The following is a 25,633-nucleotide window of genomic DNA, read 5'->3' as shown; positions in this document are numbered from 1 at the left end:
GATGAGCAGTGACGGGCCGCAGACTAGCAACCGATTCCAACCGGCACAAGGCGGCGGGGATTGTCTCGGAAAACGTCCTGCAATTTAAAGGGACACGGCTTGCTGGCCCTTTACAAACCATGACGAATATTCACGGCAGTGCTGATGAGCTTTCGCTTCTGCCCCCTGAGCTGGGCCGCGTTAAATACAGTCCTGTTTTTCTGCACAGTCGAGCCCCATGGACAACTCCGATATCGCCATCACCCTCGTGTTGATCTCAGCCTTCATGCACGCCACTTGGAATGCCGTCGTACGCGCCGGCAGCAGCCGGTTCATGACCTTGGCAATGGTCGATGGCACCGCATTGCTGATCTGCCTGGCCGCTCTACCTTTGGTCCACGTGCCGAGTCTGGAGGTGTGGGGGTATGTGCTGGTCTCGGTGGTGCTTAATACGATCTATCGACTGTTTCTGATCAAGGCTTACGAGACCGGGGAGTTCGGCCAGGTTTACCCGATAATGCGCGGCGTGCCGCCGGTATTGGTGGCATTGTTTTCCTACTTTTTGCTGCATGAGCAATTGTCATTCCAGGCAATGGCGGGTGTGCTGATGATTTGTGTGGGGATTATCAGCTTGACGGTTGTGCGCAGGATGACAGCGCACCTGTTCAAGCCGATCTTGATGGCGGTGTGTGCGGGAGCGTTCATTGCTTCTTACACGGTGGTGGATGCCAAAGGCGTGAGAGCCAGTGAGACGGTGTTGCAATACATCATTTACCTGACGGTATTTCAGAGTATTCCGATCCCGTTGCTGGCGTTTTTCAAGGAGCGCTCGGAACTGACACAGGCTATCCGCAGCCATTGGCGAGTGGGTATGTTGGGCGGGGTGTTTTACCTGGCGTCCTACGGCCTGGTGTTGTTTGCGCTGTCGCTGGATGCGGTCGCCAAGGTATCTGCCCTGCGGGAAACCAGTGTTATTATCGGCGCCATTATTGCCGCGCTGTTCTTTCATGAGCGGTTTGGCTGGCGGCGAATGCTTTCGGCATTCGTCATTGTTGGCGGGATCGTCCTGATCAAAGTGAGCAACTGATGGCCCAACGTCCGCCCCCCACCCCTATGCTTCAAGCCTTTGTCAGTGCCGCGCAAACCGGCAGCTTTGCGCGCGCCGCCTCCGAGTTGAACCTCACCGCCAGCGCTATCAGTCATCAAATTGCAGGCCTGGAGGAGTGGTGGGGGGTGCAGTTGTTCGAGCGCCATTCACGCGGTGTCAAACTCACGGCGGCGGCGCAGGCGCTGTTGCCGGTTGCTGAAGGTTTTTTCAAAGAGCTGGAGGCTGTGCTGCATTCGCTCAACCCTGGTAAATCTCAGCCGCTGTACCTCTCTTGCACGTCCTCGCTGTGTTCAACCTGGCTGATTCCCCGGATGCATGGCTCTCACGCACAAGCCTCGTTCAATCTGGATCTGGTGTTGACCAGCGCGGATATGAGCAACGCCAGCTTAGGTGCCCATCAATACGACGTCGCGGTGGTGATGGGGTACGGCGACTACCCCGACCACCATGTCGAGCTGCTGATGCGCGATGCGGTATTTCCTGTGTGCTCGCCAGCTTTTCAGCAGTTACACGGCGATATTGACTGGGCAGATATCGCCCGATACCCGTTGATCCATCGTGTGGATGATCAGGTGTGTCCGGGGTGGGAGAGCTGGTTTGCGTTCCAAGGGCTGGCAGCACCGCCGTATCACCATGGCCCACGCTTTCCCGATTCCAGTTTGGCGATAAGCCTGGCGGTGAAGGGCGGGGGCATTGCCTTGGGCAGGACCGCTCTGGTAGACGACGCTTTGAAGGCGGGCGACTTGGTTGCATTGAAAGCTCCGGTGATGATGTCGCCCGCCGCCTATTACATGATTTGCCGAAGTGGACGTCAGACGGAGCCGAATATCGCTCGGTTGTTTGAATGGCTCAAGGCACAGGCTGATGAATTTGTGCATGAAGTTTAACTGCCGCCCCATTGTCCTTGCTCGCCAGCCTACGCAAGCCGAGTTGCTGCTTCGCCTCAGCGTATCCCCGGAACAAACGCCACACTCCCTCCCTCACGCTTCTTGAACAACCGCTCCCCATTATCCGGCTGGCTTGTCACCACCTGATGATCCACCCCCAGAAACGCCAACGGTGTCGGCTCGTCCTTGGAATACTGCGTGACGATAATCGTGCGTTGCGGATCAAACCCCTGGCCGCTGGTTTTTTCCAGCCAGGCCATGAACGCGGCGCTGTTGCCCTGGCGCGGGAAGTCCTGGCTTTCGCTGACGTAGTAGAAAGGTTTGCCGTGGTTTTGCAGGGACATGGGCAGTTTGTTGTCGACCTCTACCAGCACCAGTTGCCATTGGTTCCAGGGCGCGCTTTTTTCTGCCTGGGCTTGCAGGTCGGCGGCGAAGCGGGTGACGCCGCCGTTGCCGTTGGTCCAGGGGTAGATCACGCCCAGCACCAGCAAGAGCAGGCCTGCGCTGAGGCCAAAGCCTGTTTGCCAGCGCGGCCAGCTCGAAGATTTTTTGCGCAGGCGTTCACCCAGCCACCAGGCGGCGAGCAGTTGGGCAAAGGGCACCAGCGGCAACACGTAGTAGCTGCGGCGGCTGCCGCTGGCGGTGAAGAATACAAACAACAGGCCCAGGCCCCACACCAGCCAGCGTACGTTGGGCGGCGCCCTGCGCCAGTTGCGCACGGCCAGCCACAGGCCAAGTATCCAGCACGGTGTCCAGGGCAGGGTGTAGACCGGCAGGTAGATCAGGTAGGTATAGATCGGCCCCATATGGTCGAACGGGTCGAAGAAGCGCACCACGTTTTCCCGGAACACCAATGCCAGGCCGCTCTCGCCGTAAGTGGGGGCGCCGTAGCGGTGTGGCAGCACAAAGGGAATCGCGTACACGATGCCTGCGATGAGCAGGGCCAGCACCAGACGCAGGTTGAGGTGGCGCTTGTAGCGGTGTTCGCTGAGCAAGTGTGGCAACAGCACCAGGCCCGGCAGCACCACACCGATCAACCCCTTGAACAGCGAGGTGGCGGCCAGCAACAGGAAAAACACCGTGTAGCGCCCCAACCGCATGTCATCCGGCCCGCGCCAATACCACCACACCGCCGCCAGCACGCCGCACACGGTGAGGACATCGGCGGTGGCCACGCGGGCCCAGAACAGGAAGTAGAAGGTGGTGGCGAGCATCCACCCGGCGATCAGCCCGGTGCCTTTGCGAAACAGGCGTTCACCGATCAGGTACACCAGCCAGATGCTCAACCACGCGGCTATCACCGAGGACAGGCGCAGCGACCACGGGCCAAGGCCGCCCAGCAGGTGGGCAAACCCGGTGATCAGCCAGTAGGAGGGCAGGGGTTTGTCGTAATACGGCGTGCCTTTGAGATACGGGTCGAAATAGTCACCGCTTTGCAGCATCTGCAAGGCGATATTCGCCCAGCGCGTTTCCGGCCCCCACAGGTCGCGGCTGCCCAGGCCCAGCAAGAGCAGCAAGGCCGAGGTGCCCAGCAGTAACACCAGGGCGCCGCGTTCGGTTTTCCAGAAGCTCATGGGATGGTCCCTGTGGCAGGCGCTGCATTCAAGGTTGTCGGGGGTAAATTGTCAGCACCAGATTGCCCTTGCGATAGCGTTTGCCGCCGGGAGGCAGTTGCCCTTCTTCGCGGTGTTCGCTGGTGCTCTTGACCTGCATCAGCACGCCGACCGACCCGTGTTGGCGGGCCTCGGCCAGCCAGGCCTGGACGCTGTCCGGCGTGATCTTGCGCTGTGCCGCGTCTTCGTAGTTCAAGCCGTAGCGCAGCTCGCCCTGGGTGTTATAAAACGCCACGTCGGGCCGGCGCAGGCGCCAGGTCAAGGCCGATGCCAGGCCCAGGTCATTGCTCAGCAAAGCACGGGTAGGTTGCAGTTCGTCCAGATGTTCCAGCACGAACTGGTCGGGCATCTCGTTATCTTCGATCAGGGCCGGCATGCCCGCCGGCAGCAGTGCCACCAGCAAGCCAATGCCCAGGGCGGGCATCGCCCACAACGTCAGCGGGCGCACCGCTTGCAGCAGGTTGGCGAGGATCCAGCCCAGCAGCACGATAAACGTCAGCGACAGGTTGAACATCTGCGCATGGCTATTGCCGTACAGCGGGCGGGTGATTTGCAGGTAGATCAGCGCCACCATGGCCGTCATGCCAAGTACGAAATTGAGCGCGCCGTTGACGACTAGCGTGCGCGCCTTGCCTTGCTTGATCAGGTCGATCAAACCGTGGCCCATCAACAAGGCCAGGGGCAACAGGCACGGCATGATGTAGGTCGGCAATTTGCCTTTGCTCAGGCTGAAAAAGCCCAGGGGTAGCAGCAGCCACAGGGCGAGAAAGGCAATCGCCGGTTGGCGCTTTTCCTGCCAGGTCTTGAGCAGGGTGCCAGGTAACAAGGCAGCCCATGGCAGGCACGCCACCACCATGATTGGCAGGAAGAACCACAGCGGCCGCGCATGTTGTGCGTTGTCGGCGGCAAAGCGGCGGATGTGCTCATGCCAGAAAAAGAAAGGCCAGTAATCCGGTTCCCGCAGGTGGATCGCCAGGGCCCATGGCAGGCACACCAGCACGGCAACCAGCACCGCCAGCGGCCCGTAGCGCATCAACTCACCGACGCGACGCTGCCAGACCAGGTAGGGCACGGCGATCAAGACCGGCAACAGCCAGGCCAGGAACCCCTTGGTCATGAACCCCATGGCGCAGGCCACGCCCAACACTGCCCAGGCACCCAGGCGTTCCCATGACGTGCGGCAGTCCAGGGCAAACCACAACGCCACCAGGCTCAGGTTCACCCACAGGGTGAATTGCGGGTCGAGGTTGGCATACCCGGCTTGCCCGGCCACCAGGCCGAAGCTCATGTAGAGCAGGGCGCAGGCAAAGCTCTTGCGTGGGTCGCTCCACAAACGACGGGCGAGCAGGTAGGCCAGCACCACGCTCAGGCCTGTGCTCAGGACCGAGGCGATGCGCACACCGAACAGGTTTTCACCGAACACCGCCTGGCCGAGGGCGATCAGCCAATAGCCGGCGGCGGGCTTCTCGAAATAACGCACGCCCATGAAGTGCGGCGCCACCCAGTTACCGCTCATCAGCATTTCCTGGCTGACCTGGGCGTAGCGGGTTTCGTCCGGCGTCCATAAACCGTGAAAGCCCAGGGGCAACAGAAAGAACACGGCAATGCCCAGCAATAGCCAGGACAAAGGATTTATGCGGGTCATGCGCACATCGCTCCATAACGTTCAAGTACGGGCAGTGGCGGTATTAAGTTAATAGGGCGAAGCATCGTAAGGGTCACTAAGTTGTTGTAGGGGAGCATAACTAACAGGCGCGGCTAAACATGCCAGAGTGGGGCTGTCGTTTTGCTGAACGTCTCACGGCTCAATATGTAAACAAGTGTAATTAAAGTTGTTTGAGTGCGGCGCTCCACTCTTCGCTGTTCATTGTGCCCATGGCCTTGAAGGTGCCATTGGGCAGCACCTTGACGAACAGTGCGCTGCCGTACTCTGCAGCGGCTGCGTGAGGGAAGCCCAGGCTGGTCTGGAAGTCGCTCATGCAGGCGCTGTGGGTGATCAGCATCAAGTTGCGCCCCGGCTGTTTGTGGCCGAGGATTTCATCGCCCATGGCGTCGCCGCAAATGGCCAGCGGGCCGGGGGACAGCTCGGTCTTGCCGAACATGAACAGTGAGGTCTGGGCGGTTCGCGTGGTGGGGCTGCTGAGCACGTCGGTCAGAGCCATGCCCAATGAATCAAAGGCTTTGCCCAGTTCGACGGCGCGTTCAGTGCCGTTGATGGTCAGGCCATCGGCAGGGCCGAAGCAGGGGTTGGTCGAGCGGTCGCAGCGCTCTTCATGGCGCACCAGCACCACCAGCTCACCCTGGCGCCAACTGGCGAGCACCCCGGAGGTCACCAGGCGATTGCCCACGCCCAGGTCCAGGGGCGAGCTGGGCCAGAATAAAAAGCCCGCCAACAACAAGGCGGTAACGCTGATGCCAAGCAGGTGCAGGCGGTATTTTCGCAGGCGTTTTAACCTTGACCTTTTGGGTTGGGGGTTGGCCAGGATCATGTCTGCCATGCGGTTTATCCTCGGCACTGTTTATTGTGTTTATAAAAAGGCTGCACGACTGGGCAGTTGCCCTTGGTGAGGCAGGAGACTGTCACAGCACTGCTGTCTTTTCGCTGAACACTTGCATGTTAAGAGTGTCACTTGGATTAACTAATAAGTTGTGAGTTACCACGAGTTGGCGGGCACTTTAAAGTTCGGTGGATGGGCAGACGGTGAAATCCATGTGAAAAATTTGCGTGGGCAGGAGCGTCAGCCGTTATTCTCATTGCTGGTCCTTCAGATGAGCGTTCTTATGTTGCAGGTGCAAGGTGTTGTTAAAAACTACGCGACCCCGCAAGGCCCGCTGACCGTCCTGGCCGGCGTCGACCTGCACCTGGGTGAGCGCAGCAGCCTGGCGCTGATGGGCGAATCGGGCAGCGGCAAAAGCACCTTGCTGCACCTGGTGGCCGGGCTGGACCGAGTGGACGGCGGCAGCATCCGCATCGGCGAGCAGCGCCTTGACCAACTCAACGAAGGGCAACTGGCCCATTGGCGCCGCACGCAAATCGGTCTGGTCTTCCAGCAGTTCAACCTCATCGGCAGCTTGCGCGTAGAAGACAACCTGGCGTTCCAGGCGCGGCTGGCGGGGCGTTTCGACCCGCACTGGCAAGCGCAATTGGTGGAGCGCCTGGGGTTGGGCGACTTGCTCCGGCGTTACCCCGAGCAACTCTCCGGTGGCCAGCAGCAACGCGTTGCCGTCGGGCGGGCGCTGGCCTCTCGACCGGGTTTGTTACTGGCCGATGAACCCACCGGCAACCTCGACGAAGCCACCAGCGATGAAGTGCTGCAACTGCTGTTGGACCTGCTGCGGGACAGCCCCACCAGCCTGCTGATGGTCACCCACAGCCCGCGCCTGGCCACACGGCTTGACCGGCAAGTGGTGCTGCACCGTGGGCGTGTCGTACCGATGGACGCTCGCTGAGATGGCGCTGTTCTACTGGACGCTGCGCGCGTTGCTGAGCCACTGGCGGCGTCATCCGGTGCAGTTTTTCAGCGTGCTCACCGGCCTGTGGCTGGCCACCGCGCTCCTGACCGGTGTGCAGGCCCTCAACAGCCAGGCGCGGGACAGCTACGCACGCGCCAGCCAATTGATCGGTGGCGAACCCCAAGCCAGCCTGGTTGCTCCGGACGCCGCCAGTTTCCCCCAGGCACTGTTTGCCGAGCTGCGCCGCGCCGGCTGGCCGGTATCCCCGGTGGTGCAGGGGCGGGTAGTGCTCCAGGGGCGTGAGCAACAGCGTCTGCAACTGATGGGCATCGACCCGGTGTCGTTGCCTGGCAGCGGCAGCGTGGCGGGGCAACGCTTGAGCCAGGCGCAGATGCTGGCGTTTTTCGAGCCGCCGGGGCGTACCTGGGTCGCTGCGCAAACGTTAGAGGCGCTGGGGTTGCAGGCGGGCGAGCAGCCGCTGACGTCCACCGGGCAACGCCTGCCACCGTTGCAGGTACAGGCCGATATGGCGCCCGGCCTGCTGCTGACCGATATCGGTTTTGCCCAACCCCTGCTCAACATGCCCGGGCGCCTGTCGCGCCTACTGTTGGACAACACCTTCGCCGCCCGCCACCCCACGCCACCCGCCGCGTTGCAACTCAAGCAGGGCGAGGACAGCAGCCTGTCACGCCTCACCGAAAGCTTTCACCTGAACCTGGATGCGGTAGGTTTTTTATCCTTTGTGGTGGGGCTGTTTATCGTGCATGCGGCCATCGGCCTGGCCCTGGAACAGCGCCGTGGCCTGCTGCGAACCTTGCGCGCCTGTGGGGTCAGCGCACGCATGTTGATCCTGAGCCTGGGCCTCGAATTGGGCGCTTTGGCGGTGTTGAGCGGTGTGCTCGGTATTGCCAGCGGTTACCTGCTGGCCAGCCTGTTGCTGCCGGATGTCGCCGCCAGTTTGCGCGGCCTGTACGGCGCTGAAGTCGCCGGCCAATTGAACTTGAGCCCCTGGTGGTGGTTGGCCGGCCTGGGTGTGAGCCTGCTCGGCGCGTTGCTCGCCGGGGCCAGCAGCCTGTGGCGCGCAGCGCGTTTGCCGTTACTGGCGCTGGCCAACGCCCAGGCCTGGCATCAAGCCCATGGGCGCTGGCTGCGGCGCCAGGGGTGGGTGGCGTCCGCGGCCCTGGCGATCGCGGTGCTGGCGCTGTGGCTGGGCGATAGCCTGGCCGCCGGGTTTGTGCTGATGGCGGCCTTGCTGTTGGGCGCGGCGTTGGCGTTACCGGTGCTGCTCAACGGGTTATTGAAAGCGGTGCTGGGGCGTAGTCGCTCGGTGCTGGGCCAGTGGTTCCTGGCCGATTGCCGCCAGCAACTGCCGGCCTTGAGCCTGGCGCTGATGGCGTTGCTGTTGGCCCTGGCGGCGAATATCGGCGCCGGCTCCATGACCTCGGGCTTTCGCCAGACCTTCACCCATTGGCTGGAGCAACGCCTCACCGCCGAGCTGTACCTCAACCCGCAAAATCCGCAGCAGGCCGAGCAACTGAAAGCATGGTTGACCCGCCAACCCCTGGTGCAGGCCGTATTGCCCGCCTGGCAGGTGTCGGTGCAACTGCAAGGCTGGCCCGCAGAGGTGTTCGGCGTGGTCGACGACCCTACTTATCGCCAGCATTGGCCGCTGCTGGAAGCGACAAGCGCACCCTGGGACCGCTTGCTGCAAGACGACAGCCTGATGCTCAGCGAACAACTGGCGCGCCGCCTGAAGGTGCAACTGGGCGATACGGTTTCCATCCCCACCCCGCAGGGCACCTGGGCGCCAAAGATCGTCGGCATCTATGCCGATTACGGCAACCCCAAGGGCCATCTGCTGGTCAATGCCCGGCATCTGTTGGCGCATTGGCCGACGCTCTCACCGGCACGCTTCAACCTGCGGGTGGCGCCAGCCGACGTGCCGCCGCTGATACGTGAAGTGCAGCGTGAGTTCGCCCTGGAAGACAGCCGCATCGTCGACCAACAGCAACTCAAGGGCTGGTCCAGCCAGGTCTTCGAACGCACCTTCGCTGCCACCGCCGCGTTGAACAGCCTGACCCTTGGCGTCGCCGGCGTGGCGTTGTTCATCAGCCTGCTGACCCAGAGCCAAAGCCGCCTCGGCCAACTCGCGCCGTTGTGGGCGCTGGGCGTGACGCGCCGACAATTGATGCTGCTCAACCTCGGCCAGACCTGGCTGCTGGCGGTACTCACGTTGATCCTGGCGTTGCCGCTGGGGCTGCTGCTGGCGTGGTGCCTGGATGCGGTGATCAACGTGCAGGCCTTCGGCTGGCGCCTGCCGCTGCAGGTATTCCCCGGGCAGCTTGCGCAATTGCTGGGGCTGGCGATGCTTGCCACGTTGCTGGCGTCGGCCTGGCCCTTATGGCAGTTGTACCGCAGCCGCCCGGCGGATTTGTTGAGGACGTTCGCCCATGAAGATTAAGGCATTGGCGTGCATCGCCTGGTTACTGTTGAGCGGGTGCGACCAGGCGCCCGCACCCGAGGACAGTTTCGCCGGGCTGGGCAGCGATGCGGCGGACTTTGCCCAGGTGGTGCCCGGCAAAGTCTTCAACTTCCCCGAGGATCACGGGCCCCATGACGGCTTTCGTATCGAATGGTGGTACGTCACGGCCAACCTCAAGGATGCCCAGGGCAATGTCTTTGGCGTGCAATGGACGCTGTTTCGCAACGCGTTGAAGGCTGGCCCTGTTGAACCGGGCTGGCGCGATTCAACCGTGTGGCTCGGGCACGCCGCCGTCACCTCGGCCAGCCGCCACTACGCCGCCGAACGTTTGGCCCGGGGGGGCGTCGGCCAGGCCGGAGCCCAGGCGCTGCCGTTCAATGCCTGGATCGACGACTGGAACTTCGCCAGCCGCCCCGGCGCCGCCAGCCCCTTGGCCGACATGCAACTCAAAGCCAGTGGCGCGCAATTTGCCTACGATCTGCACCTGACCTCCAGCCGCCCGCTGGTGCTGCAAGGCGACCATGGCTACAGCCGCAAATCCGACCAGGGCCAGGCGTCGTACTACTACAGCCAGCCGTTTTTCACCGCCAGCGGCAGCGTCAGCCTCGACGGCCACACCTACCAGGTCAGCGGGCCAGCCTGGCTCGACCGCGAGTGGAGCAGCCAACCCCTGGCCGCCAGCCAGACCGGCTGGGACTGGTTCTCCCTGCACCTGGACCGCGGCGCGCAGCTGATGCTGTTTCGCGTGCGGCAGAAAGACAGCGACGGTTACCTCACCGGCACCTGGATCGACGCCCAAGGCGACACCGAGACCCTGCACAACAGCGACATCCAACTGACACCACTGACCACCACGGCCATCGACGGGCGCAGCATTCCCACACGCTGGTCGCTGAAAATTCCCGGCAAACACCTGGATATCACCACCGAGGCCGTCAATCCGAAGGCGTGGATGGACCTGGGTATTCCCTACTGGGAAGGGCCCGTGCGGTTTGAGGGTGGGGTGGGGTATTTGGAGATGACGGGGTACTAGGAGACTACAGCTAAGTTAATTTTGTCCTACGACTCGCCGGGTAATACTCCCACAGATTCTTCAAAAAGAACTGTACATGCATACAGTCTTGTCCTACAGTCCATCCCAGGTGACCGGATGTCACCGGTTACCTGAGCTTCAATTTTTTAACTATGGATGGATAAAAAATGAAATCGAAAAAAGCCTTCATTCTGGGCGCGGCCATGACGGCCTCTTGCTTCGTTTCGGCCTTTGCCCTGGCCGAGCAAACCCCGGCAAAACTCAGCGCGCAGACGGTCAAGCAGGCCGTGGATAAAGCGTTGAAACCTGGCGGCACGCTGGAGACGGCCACCGTTTCGGACGCGCTCAAGCAAAAGCTCAATGCGGCCAAGGGCGGCCAGCCCAAAGTCGTCAAGAGCAAAGCAGTCGCCAGCAACGTGGCGATTGACACTAAGGTCCAGGCGTTGCAAAAACCTGATCCGGCGCAAGCGAAGCAGTCTGCAATTGCTGCATTCACGCCGCTGTTTCCGACCCTGGATATCAATACCCTTTACACCCTTACCGGGGTGGAGACCGGCGCGCAAATCGCTTATCACTTCAACCTGCCGAAAAACTCGCGAATCCAGGTGCAGCTGCTGAACCAGAGCGCCGGTACGGACATGTCGTTGACCCTGTTCCACGACGACGGCCAGGGTAACCTGACGCCACTGGGCACTTCTGATAACCCTGGCAGTGCCGATGAATACCTCAACGGCGTGTTGCCGGCGGGTGACTACTACTGGTTCATGGTGGCCAATACCGCGAGTAATGCGCAGTTCAGTTTCGGCGTGGCGGTGGATAGCAACATTGATGCCTACGAGCCCAACGACACTGAGCAAACCGCGTTTGTGCTGCCGGATGCGCTGAATCAGGTGGCCGGTAATCTCGACACTGTCAATGATGTCGATTACTTCGCTTTCACTTCGTTGCGTGGTCAAGGGGTGGGCATGTTCCTCGGCGATGACGAAGAGGGCACGCGCAACCAGTGGATCTTCGAGCGCTTCGATGGCACCAAATGGGTAGTGATCCCGCCGCAAACGACGTCTACTTACCCAAGCCTGACTCCAGGCTATACCGTCAAGGTCCGCGTGCGTGCCAACCCGGACGTGGCGCTCAACCCCCAGGCGCAATACAAGTTGACCCTGGGCTCGGCACCACGGCTGAACCAGCACAACGTGAACGGCGACAACGTGGTGCGCATTCCCAGTTCAATCGCGCAGCTGGCCACCCAGGCGGCCCGGAGCCTGAGCTGGAGCACCCAGTGGTCCGACAGCACAGGCGAGCCGTTGCGGGGTGTCACTCCGGTCCTCAGGGTCGATAAGCACTTCAATGGCCCCTACAACTTCACCAACTACGAGGCCAGGACCGGCATCACTGGTGCAGCTTCGGGTAACGTCGACCTGGGCACCTGCTCTGGTGATTACCGTGTGGTCTACCCGGACAGTGGGTCGGGCCAGACCTACAACTGGGAGACCTGGTTCAACGAAGGGGGCTGGCGCATTGAGCTCAAAGAGTTCCCGGGCGTTGGGGTAGGCGGCAACATCGTGCAGACCGTCAGCATGGGTCATATCTGCAGCCAACGCATCGTGCGCTGATAGATTTACTTGAGTGAAGCAGGGGGCAGTCCATTGGGCTGCCCCTTTTTTTGGGATGACGCCGGCTCCCAATGCAAGGTGCCAAACAGATAGTCCATCAGCGGCAGCACGATATTGAAATTACGCCCCTGCATCAGCTCGCGACGGTGATGCAAGGCATGCAGGCGGTGCATCTGGCGAATCCACGGCAGGCGCGCCACCGGGTGTCCGGCAGGCAGATGTTCACAGGCGTGGAACACTTCGTAGAGCATGTAGCCGAGGATCATGCACCCGGCAAACAGCCCGGCAACGTTGGGGCTCAGTTGGCTGAGCAGCCACCAGGCGGGGAGGGTGATGGCCAGGCTGTGCAGCACGATCAGCCAGGCCGGAAACAGGATGACGCGCCAGTCCCGGGGGCTGTCGTAGGTCATGTGACCTGGGGTGAAGAAGCTGTGGTGATCGCCAGTGTGGCGTGCGTAGAACAGCCGGGCGAATGCATGTTTGTGATGGCCCAGGTGGCGGTGCACGAGGTAGATGCACAGGTTGAAGAACAGCAGGGTCAGGGGCACAGTCAGCCACTGCAGGGCGGTGATATCGGCGGTGGAGGACCAGGCCAGCGTGATGCAGACAATCCCATAGCCAAGCACGAACGCTGCGTGCAGCCAGGGGTTGTAATGCCGGTTGACGCCCGCGCGGTAACGGGCGCGGAAGGTCTCGGTGGGATGGGACATGGCCGGCTGCTCGCTGTGTTTTTATTTGAGGCTGAGCTTAGTTGGCTTAGGCGGATGTGCGAGTTTTACTGGCAACCCTTGCCCCCTGTAGGAGCGAGCTTGCTCGCGAAAATGTCAACGATAACGCGGGCTTCCTGAATAAACGCGGCGCCTGTGAGTTTTTCGCGAGCAAGCTCGCTCCTACAGCAGGAGGGCAAGCCAGCTCCCACATTTTTACCCGAGACCGACCAGTGGAGGCTTGCACAGGTCTGAATTACTTGTTAGTTTCTGGCAAAATGTTAACGATAACATTTGCTCTAAAAATAAAAACAAAACAGAGACCCACGCCATGAAAATGCTCCCAAAAACCCTGTGTTTACTGGCCGCAAGCATCACCCTGGGCAGCGCGACCCCCGCGTTTGCCGACGCTGCCAAGCCCATCCGTATCGGCGCCTCGTTCCAGGAAATCAACAACCCGTATTTCGTCACCATGAAAAACGCCCTGGAAGAAGCCGGCGCGACCATCGGTGCGAAGCTGATCATCACCGACGCCCGCCACGACGTGTCCAAGCAGGTCAGTGACGTCGAAGACATGCTGCAAAAAGGCATCGATATCCTGCTGATCAACCCCACTGATTCGGTCGGCGTGCAATCGGCCGTCAAGTCAGCCCATGCTGCCGGCGTCGTAGTGGTGGCGGTGGATGCCCAGGCGGATGGTCCGTTGGATTCGTTCGTGGGGTCGAAGAACTTCGACGCCGGTTTCCAGGCCTGTGAGTACCTGGCAAAAACCATTGGTGACAAAGGCAATATCGCCATCCTCGACGGCATCGCCGTGGTGCCGATCCTCGAACGTGTGCGCGGCTGCAAAGAGGCGGTGGCCAAGCACCCGGACATCAAGATTGTCAGCATCCAGAACGGCAAGCAGGAGCGTGACCAGGCCCTGACCGTCACCGAAAACATGTTGCAGGCCCAGCCCACCCTCAAGGGTATTTTCAGCGTGAATGACAACGGCTCCCTCGGCGCACTGTCGGCCATCGAAGCCAGCGGCATGGACGTGAAGCTGGTCAGCGTCGACGGCGCGCCGGAAGCGATCAAGGCGATCCAGAAACCCGGCAGCCATTTCATCGCCACCTCGGCCCAATACCCCCGCGATCAGATCCGCCTCGCCCTGGGCATTGCCCTGGCCAAGAAGTGGGGCGCCCAAGTACCGGCCAGCGTGCCGGTCGACATCACCCTGATCGACCAGGCCAAGGCCAAGGATTTCAGCTGGTAAACCCCCCAGGCCCCACGCAGTTCGTGGGGCCCAGGTCTTCCTTCTGAGCGTGAGGTCGGCGGTATGAGCAGTCTTCTGAAGCTGGAAAACATCTGTAAGCGTTACCCGGGGGTACAGGCCCTCAAGGCCATCAACCTGCAAGTGGAGCGCGGCGAAATCCACGCGTTGCTCGGGGAAAATGGCGCGGGAAAATCGACCCTGATGAAAATCCTCGGTGGCGTCGAACATCAGGACGAAGGGCAGATTTTGATTGATGGCCAGGCTCGACAGTTTGCGACCTATCGGGATGCGATTGCCGCCGGGATTGGCATTGTGTTCCAGGAATTCAGCCTGATTCCCTACCTCACGGCGGTAGAAAATATCTTCCTCGGCCATGAGCTGAGCAACCGCTTCGGCCTGTTGCGCAAGCACGAAATGGCCGAGGCCGCGCAGGCGTTGTTCGAGCGCCTCGGGGTCAGCATCGACCTGCACTGCGCGGTCAAGCACCTGAGCGTGGCCGAGCAGCAGTTTGTCGAAATCGCCAAGGCCCTGGCCCTGGATGCACGCCTGCTGGTGCTCGATGAGCCGACCGCGACACTGACCCCCAGTGAAGCCGAGTTGCTGTTCGACATCATGCGCGAACTCAAGCGCCAGGGCGTGGCGGTGATTTTTATCTCGCACCACCTGGAGGAGATTTTCCAGGTCTGCGACCGCATCAGCGTACTGCGCGACGGCGGCAATGCAGGCGTCACCGAGGTGGCTGACAGCGATATCGATCACCTGGTCGAGATGATGGTCGGCCGCCGCCTGGAGTGCAGTTTTCCGCCTAAACCCACTACCGCACGCGGCCCCTTGCTGTTGGAGGTCAAGGACATCCAGCTGGTGCGCAATGGCCCCCACAACCGTTTCAGTTTGCACAAAGGCGAGATCCTGGGCTTCGCCGGCCTGGTGGGTTCGGGCCGCACCGAACTGGCCCTGGGCATGATGGGCGCGCTGCCCACGGTGAGCAAAGACGTGTGGCTGCGCGGGGAAAAAGTCAGCCTCGATGATCCGGCCCAAGCCCTGGCCCACGGCATCGGCCTGCTTCCGGAAAGCCGCAAGAGCGAAGGGCTGATCACCGCCTTCAGCATTCGCGAAAACATCTCCCTGAACAACCTGCCCAAGTATCAGAACGCCTCGGGCCTGATTGACAAGGCCCGCGAGTGCGCCAGCGTCGAAGCCCTGATGCGCCAGCTGTCGATCAAGGCGCCCAGCGGCGAAAGCCTTGTGGTGAACCTCAGCGGCGGCAACCAGCAAAAAGTTGTGATCGCCCGCTGGATCAACCACCACTGCGACGTGCTGGTGTTCGACGAACCCACACGTGGCATCGACGTCGGTGCCAAGGCGCAGATCTACGCGTTGATGCGCAGCCTCACCGAACAGGGCTACGCCATCATCATGATTTCCTCCGAGCTGCCCGAAGTCATCGGCATGTGCGACCGCGTCGCCGTGTTCCACAAGGGCGCGATCGTCAAGGTACTGGAAGCGTCCGCCGTCAATCCTCAAGAGGTCATGCGCCATGCAACAGGGGGCTCAAGTGAATACGTCCATTAACACCGCCGGCACCGGCCGGTTGCGCCTGAACCTGGCGCGACTGCTGCGTTCGCCGGCGTTTTATCCCTTTGTCGGGCTGGTGGTGGTGACCCTGGTGATGATCCTCGCCAGTGACACCTTCCTCACTGCCAGCAATCTCTCCAACATCGCCCGCCAGGTGTCGATCAACGCGATCATCGCGGTGGGCATGACCTGCGTGATTCTCACCGGTGGCATCGACTTGTCGGTGGGGCCGGTGATGGCGTTGTCCGGCACCTTGACCGCCGGGCTGATGGTCGCCGGGTTGCCGCCGGGCCTGGCAATTGGCGCCGGGCTGCTGGTGGGCGTGGCCTTCGGCATCGGCAACGGGCTGTTCGTGGCGTACCTGCATATGCCGCCGATCATCGTGACCCTGGCGACCATGGGCATCGCGCGCGGGTTCGGGCTGATGTACACCGACGGCTACCCGATTTCCGGCTTGCCAGAGTGGTTCGCGTTCTTCGGTCGCGCCAGTGTGTTTGGCCTGCAGGTGCCGATCCTGATCATGCTGGTCACTTATCTCGCGGCCTATGTGCTGCTGCAGCACACGCGTATCGGCCGCTACATCTACGCCATCGGCGGCAATGAAGAAGCGGTGCGCTTGTCCGGTGTGCGAGCGGCGCGTTTCAAGCTGCTGGTGTATGGCATCAGCGGCTTCACCGCCGCGATTGCCGGGCTGGTGCTCACCTCGCGCTTGATGAGCGGCCAGCCGAATGCCGGTGTGTCGTTCGAGCTGGATGCGATTGCCGCCGTGGTACTGGGTGGCGCGTCGATTGCCGGCGGCCGCGGAGTGATCATCGGCACCTTGCTCGGCGCCATGCTGCTGGGCGTGTTGAACAACGGTTTGAACATGCTTGGCGTGTCGCCTTACGTGCAGAGCGTGATCAAGGGCGGGATCATCTTGCTGGCGATTTTCATCAGCCGTCAGCGCCATCGTTAATACCTCACCACACAGGACCGAACACATGGACAAGCACACTCACATGCAAGCCGTCGTCTGCCACGGCCCGAAAGATTACCGCCTGGAGCGCATCGGCAAACCCCAGGCGCGTGCCAATGAGCTGGTGATCCGTATCGCCGCCTGCGGCATCTGCGCCAGTGACTGCAAGTGCCACTCGGGCGCGGCGATGTTCTGGGGCGGCGACAACCCCTGGGTCAAGGCGCCGGTAGTACCGGGCCACGAATTTTTCGGCTACGTGGTCGAAGCCGGCGAGGGCGCCGAGGAGCACTTTGAGGTCAAGGTGGGTGACAAGGTCATCGCCGAACAGATCGTGCCGTGTGGCAAGTGCCGCTTCTGCAAATCGGGCAAATACTGGATGTGCGAAGTGCACAACATCTTCGGCTTCCAGCGCGAAGTGGCCGAAGGCGGCATGGCCCAGTACATGCGCATTCCCAAGACCGCCATCGTGCACAAGATCCCTGAGTCGGTGTCCCTGGAAGACTCGGCGCTGGTGGAGCCGATGGCCTGCTCGATCCATACCGTCAACCGTGGCGATATCCAGCTCGACGACGTGGTGGTGATTGCCGGCGCGGGTACCCTGGGCCTGTGCATGGTCCAGGTCGCCGCGCTGAAGACCCCGAAAAAACTGGTGGTGATCGACATGGTCGACGAGCGCCTGGAACTGGCGAAAAAGTTCGGCGCCGATGTGGTGATCAACCCCGCCCGTGACAACGCTCGCGAGATCATCAACGGGCTGACGGACAACTACGGCTGTGACGTCTATATCGAAACCACCGGCGTACCGGCCGGCGTCACCCAGGGCCTGGACCTGATCCGCAAGCTGGGGCGCTTTGTCGAGTTCAGCGTGTTTGGCGCCGAGACCAGCGTGGACTGGTCGATCATCGGCGACCGCAAGGAACTCGACGTGCGCGGCGCGCACCTGGGCCCGTATTGCTACCCGATCGCCATCGACCTGTTCGAGCGTGGCCTGGTCACTTCCAAAGGCATCGTCACCCATGATTTCCCGCTGGACGACTGGGCCGAGGCTTTTGAACTGGCCAATTCGACCAAGTCGATCAAGGTGCTGTTGAAGCCGGTGCTCTGAGATGGACTACGTCATCGGTGTAGACATTGGCACCCAGAGCACCAAGGCGCTGCTGGTGGATGCCCAGGGCACGATCATCGCCCAGCACAGCCACGGCTACCGGGTGGGCACCCCGAAAGTGCGCTGGGCCGAGCAGTGGCCGCAGGTGTGGCTGGATGCCGTCCAGACCTGCGTGGCCCAGTGCATGGCCAAGGCTGCGGTGCCGGCGCCGCAGGTCAAGGCGCTGTGCATCAGCAGTTTGTACGGTGGTTCGGGCATCGCCGTGGATGCGCAGATGACGCCGCTGCACCCGTGCCTGATCTGGATGGACCGGCGCGCTGGCGAGCAGGTGGCCTGGGTGCGTGAACAGGTGGACCTGGAGCGCTTGTTCGCCATCACCGGCAACTCGGTGGACAGCTACTACGGCTTCACCAAGATGCTCTGGCTCAAGCAGCACCAGCCCCAGGTGTGGGCGAATACCCGCTACCTGCTGCCGCCCAATAGCTACATCAATTGGTGCCTGACCGGCGAGTTGGCGGTGGACCACAGCAGCGCCGGCAATATCGGCGGTGTGTACGACGTGGCGGCGCGCAACTGGTCAGGCGAGATGCTGGATGCGCTGGGTATCGCGCAGTCGATGATGCCCGAGCGGTTGGTGTATTCCGGTGAGGTAGTGGGTGGTTTGCGCGCAGATTGGGCCGCACGCCTGGGCTTGCAGGCGGGCACGCCCATCCTGGCCGGTGGCGTGGACGCGGCCATGGCGACCTTGGCCGCGGGTGTCACCCAACCGGGCAACCATGTGGCGATGATCGGTACCAGCATGTGCTGGGGCTATCTGAACCAACAGGTGGATGCACGCCACGGTTTGGTGAGCATGCCCCACGTGTACAACGGCCACCGCGACCTGTACATCTTCGGCGGTGCGATCACCGCCGGGGCCTCGGTCAGCTGGTTTCGCGAGCAGTTCTGCCAGGCCGAAGAACAGCAGGCCCAGGCCACGGGGCAAGACAGCCTGGCACTGTTGGAGCAGAGCGCGATGAAGGTTCCGGCAGGCAGCGAAGGCGTGGTGTTTTTGCCTTACCTGATGGGCGAGCGCAGCCCGGTATGGGATGACCGCGCCAGCGGCAGTTTTGTCGGGCTCAACCTGTACCACAGTCGCGTTCACCTGTACCGCGCAGTGCTGGAGGGTGTGAGTTTTGCCCTGCGCCACAATATCGAAGCGGGCACCCAGGGCGCGCATTCCCTGGACCCGCGCCTGATTGTGGTGGGCGGGGCGAGCCATTCGGACCTGTGGATGCAGATCATTGCCGATGTCACGCGCTACCCGGTCTACACCATTGTGCAGGAGGTGGAGGCGGCCCTGGGCGCGGCGTTGCTGGCGGCACATACGGTGGGGTTGGTGAGTGATGGGCAGATGGACACCGGCTGGGTGCAGTTGCAATTGCGGGCGCAGCCCAAGCGGGAGAATGTCATGACCTATGACCGAGCGTTTGCCGAGTACCTGAAGCTGTACCCGGCTCTGAAACCGGTCATGCACAACCTGCAAGCTACCTGATTCAACACTGTCCAAAACTGTGGGAGCTGGCTTGCCTGCGATAGCGGTGTATCAGCACCCGATAAGGAGACTGGCACTCCGCTATCGCAGGCAAGCCAGCTCCCACAGTGGGTCTTCATTGGTTTTGAGATCTTTATTTATGACTACCACCTTCGACTTCTCGCACCAGCGCATCCTCGTCACCGGTGCCAGCAGCGGCATCGGTCGCGAAATTGCCCAGCAACTGATCACCAGCGGCGCTGAAGTCTTCGCTCTCGGTCGCGACGCCCAGGCGTTGGCGGCATTGGGTTGCCACACCTTGTGCGTGGACATCGCTGACAGCATCGCGCTCGACAAAGCCCTGCAAGACTTGCCGCCCTTGCACGGCCTGGTCAACTGCGCCGGTATCTCACGCCTGGAGCCCGCCGCTGCCATCAGCGCCAACGCCTTCGACCAGGTCATGAGCGTCAACGCCCGCGCCGCTGCGCAAGTGGCCAGCCGGGTCGCGGCAAAGATGATCGAGGCGAACATGGCCGGCAGCATCGTCAACGTCTCCAGCCAGGCGTCGTTGGTGGCGCTGGACGATCACCTGAGCTACTGCGCCTCCAAGGCTGCACTGGATGCGATCACCCGCGTGCAATGCGCCGAGTGGGGCCGTTTTGGCATACGCGTCAACAGCGTCAACCCCACCGTGACCTTGACGCCGATGGCAGCCATGGCCTGGTCCGACCCGGCCAAGCGCGACCCGGCGCTGGCTGCGATTCCGTTGGGGCGTTTTGCGCAACCGGCGGAAGTGGCGCTGCCGGTGCTGTTCTTGCTTAGCGATGCGGCGAGCATGATCAGTGGCGTCAGCCTGCCGGTGGACGGCGGCTACACCAGCCGCTAGCCGTTCTCCAACTGCCCGGCGATGACCACCTTGTCCCGTGGCTTGTGCGGGTCTTGCAGGCGGTCGAGCAGCAGGCGTACGGCACTGCTGCCGGCCAGGGACGCGTCATGGGCCACGCAGGCGATGGGCACGCCAAAGATATCGGCGAAGGGCAGGCGGTCGATGCCGCAGATGGTCAGGCTGTCATGGGCGATGTTGTGCATGCGCAACGCACGCAGGGCGCCCAGGGTAATCAACTGGTTGAAACCCATGATCGCGTCCGGTGCCGAGTGTGCGGCCAGGTAATCGAGGGTATGCAGGTAAGCCGGCATCAGCGTGTAGTCGCCAGCCTGCACTTGGACCTGAATGTCGGGATGTTCTGCCAGCACTTCCCGCAGGCCCTTGAGGCGCTCCACGCTGATGCGCGAGTGCTCGGGGCCGGTCAGTACCAGCAGACGCTTGAGGTTCGGCGTCTGGCGTAACAGGTAGTGCGCGGCTTGCAGGCCGCTGTGGTAGTTGTCGAGCACCACGCGGCTGAACGGGCTGTCGTGGATCGTGCGATCGAGCAGCACCACCGGGGTCTTGCCGTTGCCCAGGCGCTCCAGGTAGTCGGGCTGGTAGCTCGGCTCGTCGGAGACCGGCGACAGGATGATCCCGGCCACGCGATAGCCCAGCAGAGTATCGACCGCCTTGCTTTCCAGTTCTTCCAGCTCATCGGTGTCCACCAGCATGATGGTGTAGCCGTGCTTTTTCGCCTCGCGGGAAATCGCCTTGATCATCTCGCTGTAGAACGGGTTGTCTACCGATGCGGTGATGACCCCGATGATCAGGCTTTCACTGCGCTTGAGCCCACGGGCGAAGGCGTTGGGCACGTAGTCCAGCTCGCGTGCCACTTCCAGGATGCGCGCCAGGGTGGCGGGTTTGACCAGGTCGGGTTTGCTCAAGGCCCTGGACACTGTAATGGTGGTCATGCCGACCCGTTTGGCAATGTCGCTGATGGTGACGGACTTTTTCTTGTTCATCGGTAAGGCTGCGAGGGGAAACACCAGCAGGCTAGCATGCGCGCAGGCGTAGAGTGATTCAAATCAGCGGGTCCCAGCGTTGCGACCAGTCGCCTTCGGCCTTCACCACCTCGCGCAGCAGCTCTAGGGCCTGTTGCAACACCGCTGAATCCCGCGCCCGCGAATACACCAGGTAGGTCGGAAAGCTGAATTCCGGCGCCTTGGGCACGCGCTGCATCACGCCGCTGTCCAGGTAGCTCTGCACCACCCGCGTGCGGAAGTAGCCAGCCCCGCCATTCTCCAGGATGTACTGCAACGCCAGCGGCCCCAGGTTGAAACTCAGCGCGGCACGCGCACGGTCGGGCAGGGCGGCGTCGTGTTGCTGGCGAAAACCCTGGCCCCAGTCGATATACACGTAGGGCGAGGGTTTGCTCGCCAGTTGCACCAGAATCAGTTTTTCTTCCAGCACCTGCTCCACCTGCAAGCCCGGCCAGTATTGCGGCTGGAACACCAAGGCGGCATCCAGCACACCCAGCTCCAGTTGGCGCAGCAGGTACTCGCCTTCACGCACTTCGGTACGCAGCGCGTGCCCCGGTATCTGCTCGCGCAGCGCCTTGGCCCAGCCGAGCATCAACGGGTTGCACAGGCTGACCTCCCCGCCGATATGCAGGACATTGCGATAGCCGTCCGGCAATGGCAGGTCACGGCGGGCGGCTTCCCAGGTTTGCAGCAACTGGTTGGCGTACACCACGAAGGCCTCGCCGTCGGCGGTCAGCCGCGCACCGGCACGGTTGCGCACGAACAGCGTGCAGCCGAGTTGGTTCTCGAGGTTTTTGACACGAGCGGTGATAGCGGTCTGGGTGACGTGCAGTTTCTCGGCCGCTGCGGCCAGGCTGCCGCAGCGGGTGATTTCGAGGAAGGTGCGTGCCAGTTCGATGTCCATGAAGCCCCCGGGGATGAATGGGGGTATTGTAGAGCGATGCAGGATTGGAATGCGATCCATGTGGGAGCTGGCTTGCCTGCGAAGACGGCCTGACAGCCGACCTCTATCGACCTGACGCCCCGCGGTCCAAATGTGGGAGCTGGCTTGCCTGCGAAGGCGGCCTGACAGCCGACCTCTATCGACCTGACGCCCCGCGGTCCAAATGTGGGAGCTGGCTTGCCTGCGAAGGCGGCCTGACAGCCGACCTCTATCGACCTGACGCCCCGCGGTCCAAATGTGGGAGCTGGCTTGCCTGCGAAGGCGGCCTGACAGCCGACCTCTATCGACCTGACGCCCCGCGGTCCAAATGTGGGAGCTGGCTTGCCTGCGAAGACGGCCTGACAGCCGACCTCTATCGACCTGACGCCCCGCGGTCCAAATGTGGGAGCTGGCTTGCCTGCGATGACGACCTGACAGGCGACACTGTTATACCGAGTACATATCCATTTCTGCGGTAACGGCCACTTAGGGTTCCGCCCTGACGGCGGGTCACTTTGGAAAAGCCCCAAAGTAACCAAAGGGCTCTTGCCCCACCACTCGGCACCTCGCCTAGGCTCGGTGTGCCCGTAATCCGCCAGTGATTTGGGGGGCCGCCGCCACGCGCCATCCATGGCGCGGGGCGGCTAAACCGGCGTCCCTGCCGGTTTACCCCCCAAATCCCTGTCGAATTCCGGCCAGCGTGGTTTAACGGGGCGCCTGAGATCAAAAGCAGATCAAGATCAAGAGCGGCTCGCTTCGCATCGTGGTTACCTGGGGCGGAACGTTCGGCATCTTTGTCGATTGAACCGCCGCCATCGCAGGCAAGCCAGCTCCCACAGTTATGTGTATTTCAGGTCGGGTTTCTCGGTGTGTGCAAGTGCTCTGTGGGGAATGCCTGTGCGTACGCGTGACACACCCTCAACACCTGCTCATCGGCAAACCGCGCACCCACCACATGCAAGCCCACCGGCAAGCCATTCGTCGCCGACCCACACGGCACCGAGGCGGCCGGTTGCTGGGTGAGGTTGAACGGGTAGGTGAACGGCGTCCACTCCATCCATTCAGCCATTCCCGAACCTGGCGGTACGTTGTGCCCGGCTTCGAACGCGGTGATCGGCATCATCGGCGACACCAGCACATCGTAATGCTCATGGAACGCTGCCATCCGCGCGACCAGCGCCGCTCGCGCTTCCAGGGCCGCATTGAAATCATCCAGACTCAAACGCTCGCCCCGTTGCGCAATGCGCAGCAATCCGGGGTCGAGCTGTTGCTTTTGCGCTTCGCTCATGGCACCGGTCAGGCGAGCGGCACCGGCGGCCCACAAGGTGCTGAAGACGTCCAGCGGGTCGCTGAAGCCGGGGTCGATTTGTTCGACATGGGCGCCCAGTTGCACCAGGCCCTGCACAGCCTGATCCACTACCTGGGCGACTTGCGGGTCGACTTTCACATAGCCGAACGTGGGGCTGTAGGCGACACGCAGCCCTTTCAAGTCTGCCCCTGGAGCGAGCCAGGGCGTGGTTCGCGGCGCGCCGATCAAGCCGTCCCGTGCATCCGGCCGCGCCACGGCTTGCAGCATCAGCACACTGTCTTCCACGGTGCGCGTCATCGGACCCAGGTGCGACAGGATCGTCATGGAGCTGGCCGGCCATTGCGGCACATAGCCGAAGGTCGGCTTGATCCCGAAGGTGCCGGTAAACGCACAGGGAATACGGATCGAGCCGCCGGCGTCGCTGCCCTGGTGCAGCACGCCCAGGTTCAACGCCGCTGCCGCACCGGCGCCCCCGGACGAACCACCGGCGGTAGTGCGCGTGTCCCACGGGTTGCGGGTGATGCCGTACAGCGGGTTGTCGGTGACGCCTTTCCAGCCGAATTCCGGGGTGGTGGTCTTGCCCAGCAGCACCGCGCCGGCCTTGCGCACGAAGGCCGAGAATGGCGCGTCTACGTTCCATGGGCCCTCGGCGGATGAGGTGCGCGAGCCTTTGCGCGTGGGCATACCGACTGTCAACGTGAGGTCTTTGATCGACGCCGGCACGCCATCCAGCGCGCCGCAAGGTTCGCCCTTGAGCCAGCGTTGTTCCGACGCCCGCGCAGCGTCCAGTGCGCCTTGCAGGTCGACATGGCAGTAGGCATTCACCACCGGGTTATAGCGTTCGATGCGCAGCAACGCGTCTTCGGTGACCTCCACGGGCGATAAGGTCTTGTCGCGAAAATGCTGCAGCAGTTGCACCGCCGTCAATTGGCCGATCTCACTCATGCTTGAACTCCCTGCGCCGCGTTGACCATGGCACGCAGCAACACCGCGCAGCCTGCGGCCAGATCATCCGGCGCGGCGTTTTCAATTTCGTTATGGCTGATGCCGCCTTCGCAAGGCACGAAGATCATCCCGGCCGGGCCCAGTTCAGCGACGAAAATCGCGTCATGCCCGGCGCCACTGACGATGTCCATATGGCTCAAGCCCAGTGCCTTGGCACCTTCACGCACGGCGTTGACGCAGGCCGGGTGGAAGTCCAGCGGCGGGAAGTCGGCGGTGGGCGTCAGTTCAAACGTCAAGCCGTGACGGGCGGCCGCGTCTTCGATCACTGCGCTCACTTCATCGACCATGGATTGCAGCTCGTCGGCGTGCAGGTGACGCAGGTCGATGGTCATGTGCACCTGGCCGGGGATCACGTTGCGCGAGCCAGGGTGCAGGTTAAGGCAGCCGACGGTGCCGCAGGCGTGAGGCTGATGCTGATGGGCGATACGGTTGACTGCGCTGACCACCTCGGCAGCGCCCACCAAGGCATCCTTGCGCAGGTGCATGGGCGTAGGGCCCGCATGCGCCTCTACGCCGGTGAGGGTCAGGTCGAACCATTTCTGGCCCAGGCAGCCCATCACCACGCCCAGGGTAATCGCCTGGTCCTCCAACACCGGGCCTTGCTCGATATGCGCTTCGAAATAAGCGCCCACCGGATGGCCCAGCACCGCACGCGAACCGGCATAGCCGATGCGCTGCAATTCGCTGCCCACCGACAGGCCCTGGTCGTCGCGCTTGTCGAGGGTGTCCTGCAAGTCGAACTTCCCGGCAAATACCCCGGAGCCCATCATGCACGGCGGGAAGCGCGAGCCTTCTTCGTTGGTCCACACCACCACTTCGATGGGGGCCTGGGTTTCGATCTGCAAGTCATTGAGCGTGCGGATCACTTCCAGCCCGGCCATTACCCCGTAGCAGCCGTCGAACTTGCCGCCGGTGGGCTGGGTGTCGATATGGCTGCCGGTCATGACCGGGGGCAGGGCGGGGTTGCGCCCAGGGCGCCGCGCGAAAATATTGCCGATGGCATCCACGCTGACGCTGCACCCGGCGGCTTCGCACCACTGCACGAACAGGTCGCGGGCCTGGCGGTCCAGGTCGGTGAGGGCCAGGCGACACACGCCGCCCTTGGCCGTGGCGCCGAGCTGGGCCAGGTCCATCAATGACTGCCACAAGCGGTCGCGGTTGATCAGCGGGGCGTTGCTCTGGAGCGGTTGCGCAAGACTATTCATCAGGAATCT

20 protein-coding genes are annotated in these 25,633 nt (G+C 62.3%); 12 read left to right on the top strand and 8 right to left on the bottom strand.

Translation table 11 applies throughout. The annotated features are described in order from the left end of the window. Nucleotides 1-217: 217 nt before the first annotated feature. Nucleotides 218-1,066 (top strand): EamA family transporter, encoded by an 849-nt coding sequence (locus tag BUE92_RS24575; protein WP_073526812.1) that lies wholly within the window; start codon nucleotides 218-220, stop codon nucleotides 1,064-1,066. Then, complete coding sequence (locus BUE92_RS24570; RefSeq protein ID WP_073526811.1) at nucleotides 1,066-1,974, top strand: LysR substrate-binding domain-containing protein; 909 nt, start codon at nucleotides 1,066-1,068, stop codon at nucleotides 1,972-1,974. The genes BUE92_RS24575 and BUE92_RS24570 overlap by 1 nt, the downstream gene beginning before the upstream one ends. A 56-nt stretch (nucleotides 1,975-2,030) precedes the next feature. On the opposite strand, the gene BUE92_RS24565 is transcribed toward BUE92_RS24570, so the two are convergent. The 3 genes from BUE92_RS24565 to BUE92_RS24555 all read right to left on the bottom strand — a co-directional run bounded on the left by BUE92_RS24565 (nucleotide 2,031) and on the right by BUE92_RS24555 (nucleotide 6,094). Continuing rightward, complete coding sequence (locus BUE92_RS24565) at nucleotides 2,031-3,548, bottom strand: ArnT family glycosyltransferase (RefSeq protein ID WP_073526810.1); 1,518 nt, start codon at nucleotides 3,546-3,548, stop codon at nucleotides 2,031-2,033. Between the two features lie 28 nt (nucleotides 3,549-3,576). After that, nucleotides 3,577-5,232, bottom strand: a complete 1,656-nt coding sequence (gene arnT / locus BUE92_RS24560) for a lipid IV(A) 4-amino-4-deoxy-L-arabinosyltransferase (protein WP_073526809.1) — start codon at nucleotides 5,230-5,232, stop codon at nucleotides 3,577-3,579. Between the two features lie 181 nt (nucleotides 5,233-5,413). After that, entirely contained in the window at nucleotides 5,414-6,094 is a 681-nt protein-coding gene (locus tag BUE92_RS24555; protein WP_073527214.1) for a histidine phosphatase family protein, read from the bottom strand. Between the two features lie 274 nt (nucleotides 6,095-6,368). Between BUE92_RS24555 and BUE92_RS24550 the strand changes: the two genes are divergently transcribed. From BUE92_RS24550 to BUE92_RS24535, 4 genes are all read left to right on the top strand, one after another. Beyond that, nucleotides 6,369-7,037: an ABC transporter ATP-binding protein gene (locus BUE92_RS24550; protein ID WP_073526808.1), complete on the top strand. Its 669-nt coding sequence runs from the start codon at nucleotides 6,369-6,371 to the stop codon at nucleotides 7,035-7,037. A gap of 1 nt (nucleotide 7,038) precedes the next feature. Next, a complete protein-coding gene (locus BUE92_RS24545; RefSeq protein WP_073526807.1) occupies nucleotides 7,039-9,501 on the top strand; it encodes an ABC transporter permease in 2,463 nt (820 codons plus the stop codon). After that, nucleotides 9,491-10,555 (top strand): lipocalin-like domain-containing protein, encoded by a 1,065-nt coding sequence (locus BUE92_RS24540; RefSeq protein WP_073526806.1) that lies wholly within the window; start codon nucleotides 9,491-9,493, stop codon nucleotides 10,553-10,555. Before BUE92_RS24545 ends, BUE92_RS24540 begins: the two co-directional genes overlap by 11 nt. A 167-nt stretch (nucleotides 10,556-10,722) precedes the next feature. Further along, nucleotides 10,723-12,168, top strand: a complete 1,446-nt coding sequence (locus tag BUE92_RS24535) for a hypothetical protein (protein ID WP_073526805.1) — start codon at nucleotides 10,723-10,725, stop codon at nucleotides 12,166-12,168. A gap of 5 nt (nucleotides 12,169-12,173) precedes the next feature. On the opposite strand, the gene BUE92_RS24530 is transcribed toward BUE92_RS24535, so the two are convergent. Next, nucleotides 12,174-12,878: a sterol desaturase family protein gene (locus BUE92_RS24530; RefSeq protein WP_073526804.1), complete on the bottom strand. Its 705-nt coding sequence runs from the start codon at nucleotides 12,876-12,878 to the stop codon at nucleotides 12,174-12,176. A gap of 328 nt (nucleotides 12,879-13,206) precedes the next feature. Between BUE92_RS24530 and BUE92_RS24525 the strand changes: the two genes are divergently transcribed. From BUE92_RS24525 to BUE92_RS24500, 6 genes are all read left to right on the top strand, one after another. Beyond that, nucleotides 13,207-14,130, top strand: coding sequence for a substrate-binding domain-containing protein (locus tag BUE92_RS24525; protein WP_014719049.1), 924 nt, complete (start codon nucleotides 13,207-13,209; stop codon nucleotides 14,128-14,130). Nucleotides 14,131-14,193: 63 nt separating this feature from the next. Continuing rightward, entirely contained in the window at nucleotides 14,194-15,702 is a 1,509-nt protein-coding gene (locus tag BUE92_RS24520; protein ID WP_073526803.1) for a sugar ABC transporter ATP-binding protein, read from the top strand. Further along, complete coding sequence (locus BUE92_RS24515; RefSeq protein WP_073526802.1) at nucleotides 15,668-16,660, top strand: ABC transporter permease; 993 nt, start codon at nucleotides 15,668-15,670, stop codon at nucleotides 16,658-16,660. Before BUE92_RS24520 ends, BUE92_RS24515 begins: the two co-directional genes overlap by 35 nt. Before the next feature lie 25 nt (nucleotides 16,661-16,685). Further along, nucleotides 16,686-17,765 (top strand): alcohol dehydrogenase catalytic domain-containing protein, encoded by a 1,080-nt coding sequence (locus BUE92_RS24510; RefSeq protein ID WP_073526801.1) that lies wholly within the window; start codon nucleotides 16,686-16,688, stop codon nucleotides 17,763-17,765. Nucleotide 17,766: 1 nt separating this feature from the next. Further along, entirely contained in the window at nucleotides 17,767-19,299 is a 1,533-nt protein-coding gene (locus tag BUE92_RS24505) for an FGGY-family carbohydrate kinase (protein WP_073526800.1), read from the top strand. A 139-nt stretch (nucleotides 19,300-19,438) separates the two neighbouring features. Then, nucleotides 19,439-20,164, top strand: a complete 726-nt coding sequence (locus BUE92_RS24500; protein ID WP_073526799.1) for an SDR family oxidoreductase — start codon at nucleotides 19,439-19,441, stop codon at nucleotides 20,162-20,164. Here BUE92_RS24500 and BUE92_RS24495 read toward each other — a convergent pair. The 4 genes from BUE92_RS24495 to BUE92_RS24480 all read right to left on the bottom strand — a co-directional run bounded on the left by BUE92_RS24495 (nucleotide 20,161) and on the right by BUE92_RS24480 (nucleotide 25,624). After that, nucleotides 20,161-21,165 carry a LacI family DNA-binding transcriptional regulator gene (locus tag BUE92_RS24495; RefSeq protein ID WP_073526798.1) on the bottom strand — a complete coding sequence of 335 codons (1,005 nt, stop codon included), beginning with the start codon at nucleotides 21,163-21,165 and terminating at the stop codon, nucleotides 20,161-20,163. The genes BUE92_RS24500 and BUE92_RS24495 overlap by 4 nt on opposite strands. A gap of 58 nt (nucleotides 21,166-21,223) precedes the next feature. After that, nucleotides 21,224-22,087 (bottom strand): LysR family transcriptional regulator, encoded by an 864-nt coding sequence (locus tag BUE92_RS24490; protein ID WP_073526797.1) that lies wholly within the window; start codon nucleotides 22,085-22,087, stop codon nucleotides 21,224-21,226. 868 nt (nucleotides 22,088-22,955) lie between these two features. Continuing rightward, a complete protein-coding gene (locus tag BUE92_RS24485) occupies nucleotides 22,956-24,359 on the bottom strand; it encodes an amidase (RefSeq protein WP_073526796.1) in 1,404 nt (467 codons plus the stop codon). Then, nucleotides 24,356-25,624, bottom strand: a complete 1,269-nt coding sequence (locus BUE92_RS24480) for a Zn-dependent hydrolase (RefSeq protein ID WP_073526795.1) — start codon at nucleotides 25,622-25,624, stop codon at nucleotides 24,356-24,358. Before BUE92_RS24480 ends, BUE92_RS24485 begins: the two co-directional genes overlap by 4 nt. Between the last annotated feature and the right edge of the window lie 9 nt (nucleotides 25,625-25,633).

The organism is Pseudomonas fluorescens (assembly GCF_001902145.1).
GTDB classification, from domain to species: Bacteria; Pseudomonadota; Gammaproteobacteria; order Pseudomonadales; family Pseudomonadaceae; genus Aquipseudomonas; species Aquipseudomonas fluorescens_BV.
This window is presented reverse-complemented; position numbering and strand designations above follow the sequence as displayed.

Bases quoted from the DNA above. Each gene is read 5' to 3' on its own strand.
- BUE92_RS24575 (WP_073526812.1), top strand. From the start codon at position 218: ATGGACAACTCCGATATCGCCATCACCCTCGTGTTGATCTCAGCCTTC.
- BUE92_RS24530 (WP_073526804.1), bottom strand. From the start codon at position 12,878: ATGTCCCATCCCACCGAGACCTTCCGCGCCCGTTACCGCGCGGGCGTC.
- BUE92_RS24480 (WP_073526795.1), bottom strand. From the start codon at position 25,624: ATGAATAGTCTTGCGCAACCGCTCCAGAGCAACGCCCCGCTGATCAAC.
- BUE92_RS24485 (WP_073526796.1), bottom strand. From the start codon at position 24,359: ATGAGTGAGATCGGCCAATTGACGGCGGTGCAACTGCTGCAGCATTTT.
- BUE92_RS24495 (WP_073526798.1), bottom strand. From the start codon at position 21,165: ATGAACAAGAAAAAGTCCGTCACCATCAGCGACATTGCCAAACGGGTC.
- BUE92_RS24490 (WP_073526797.1), bottom strand. From the start codon at position 22,087: ATGGACATCGAACTGGCACGCACCTTCCTCGAAATCACCCGCTGCGGC.
- BUE92_RS24515 (WP_073526802.1), top strand. From the start codon at position 15,668: ATGCAACAGGGGGCTCAAGTGAATACGTCCATTAACACCGCCGGCACC.
- BUE92_RS24520 (WP_073526803.1), top strand. From the start codon at position 14,194: ATGAGCAGTCTTCTGAAGCTGGAAAACATCTGTAAGCGTTACCCGGGG.
- BUE92_RS24500 (WP_073526799.1), top strand. From the start codon at position 19,439: ATGACTACCACCTTCGACTTCTCGCACCAGCGCATCCTCGTCACCGGT.
- BUE92_RS24540 (WP_073526806.1), top strand. From the start codon at position 9,491: ATGAAGATTAAGGCATTGGCGTGCATCGCCTGGTTACTGTTGAGCGGG.
- BUE92_RS24505 (WP_073526800.1), top strand. From the start codon at position 17,767: ATGGACTACGTCATCGGTGTAGACATTGGCACCCAGAGCACCAAGGCG.
- BUE92_RS24510 (WP_073526801.1), top strand. From the start codon at position 16,686: ATGGACAAGCACACTCACATGCAAGCCGTCGTCTGCCACGGCCCGAAA.
- BUE92_RS24545 (WP_073526807.1), top strand. From the start codon at position 7,039: ATGGCGCTGTTCTACTGGACGCTGCGCGCGTTGCTGAGCCACTGGCGG.
- BUE92_RS24570 (WP_073526811.1), top strand. From the start codon at position 1,066: ATGGCCCAACGTCCGCCCCCCACCCCTATGCTTCAAGCCTTTGTCAGT.
- BUE92_RS24525 (WP_014719049.1), top strand. From the start codon at position 13,207: ATGAAAATGCTCCCAAAAACCCTGTGTTTACTGGCCGCAAGCATCACC.
- arnT (WP_073526809.1), bottom strand. From the start codon at position 5,232: ATGACCCGCATAAATCCTTTGTCCTGGCTATTGCTGGGCATTGCCGTG.
- BUE92_RS24550 (WP_073526808.1), top strand. From the start codon at position 6,369: ATGTTGCAGGTGCAAGGTGTTGTTAAAAACTACGCGACCCCGCAAGGC.
- BUE92_RS24565 (WP_073526810.1), bottom strand. From the start codon at position 3,548: ATGAGCTTCTGGAAAACCGAACGCGGCGCCCTGGTGTTACTGCTGGGC.
- BUE92_RS24535 (WP_073526805.1), top strand. From the start codon at position 10,723: ATGAAATCGAAAAAAGCCTTCATTCTGGGCGCGGCCATGACGGCCTCT.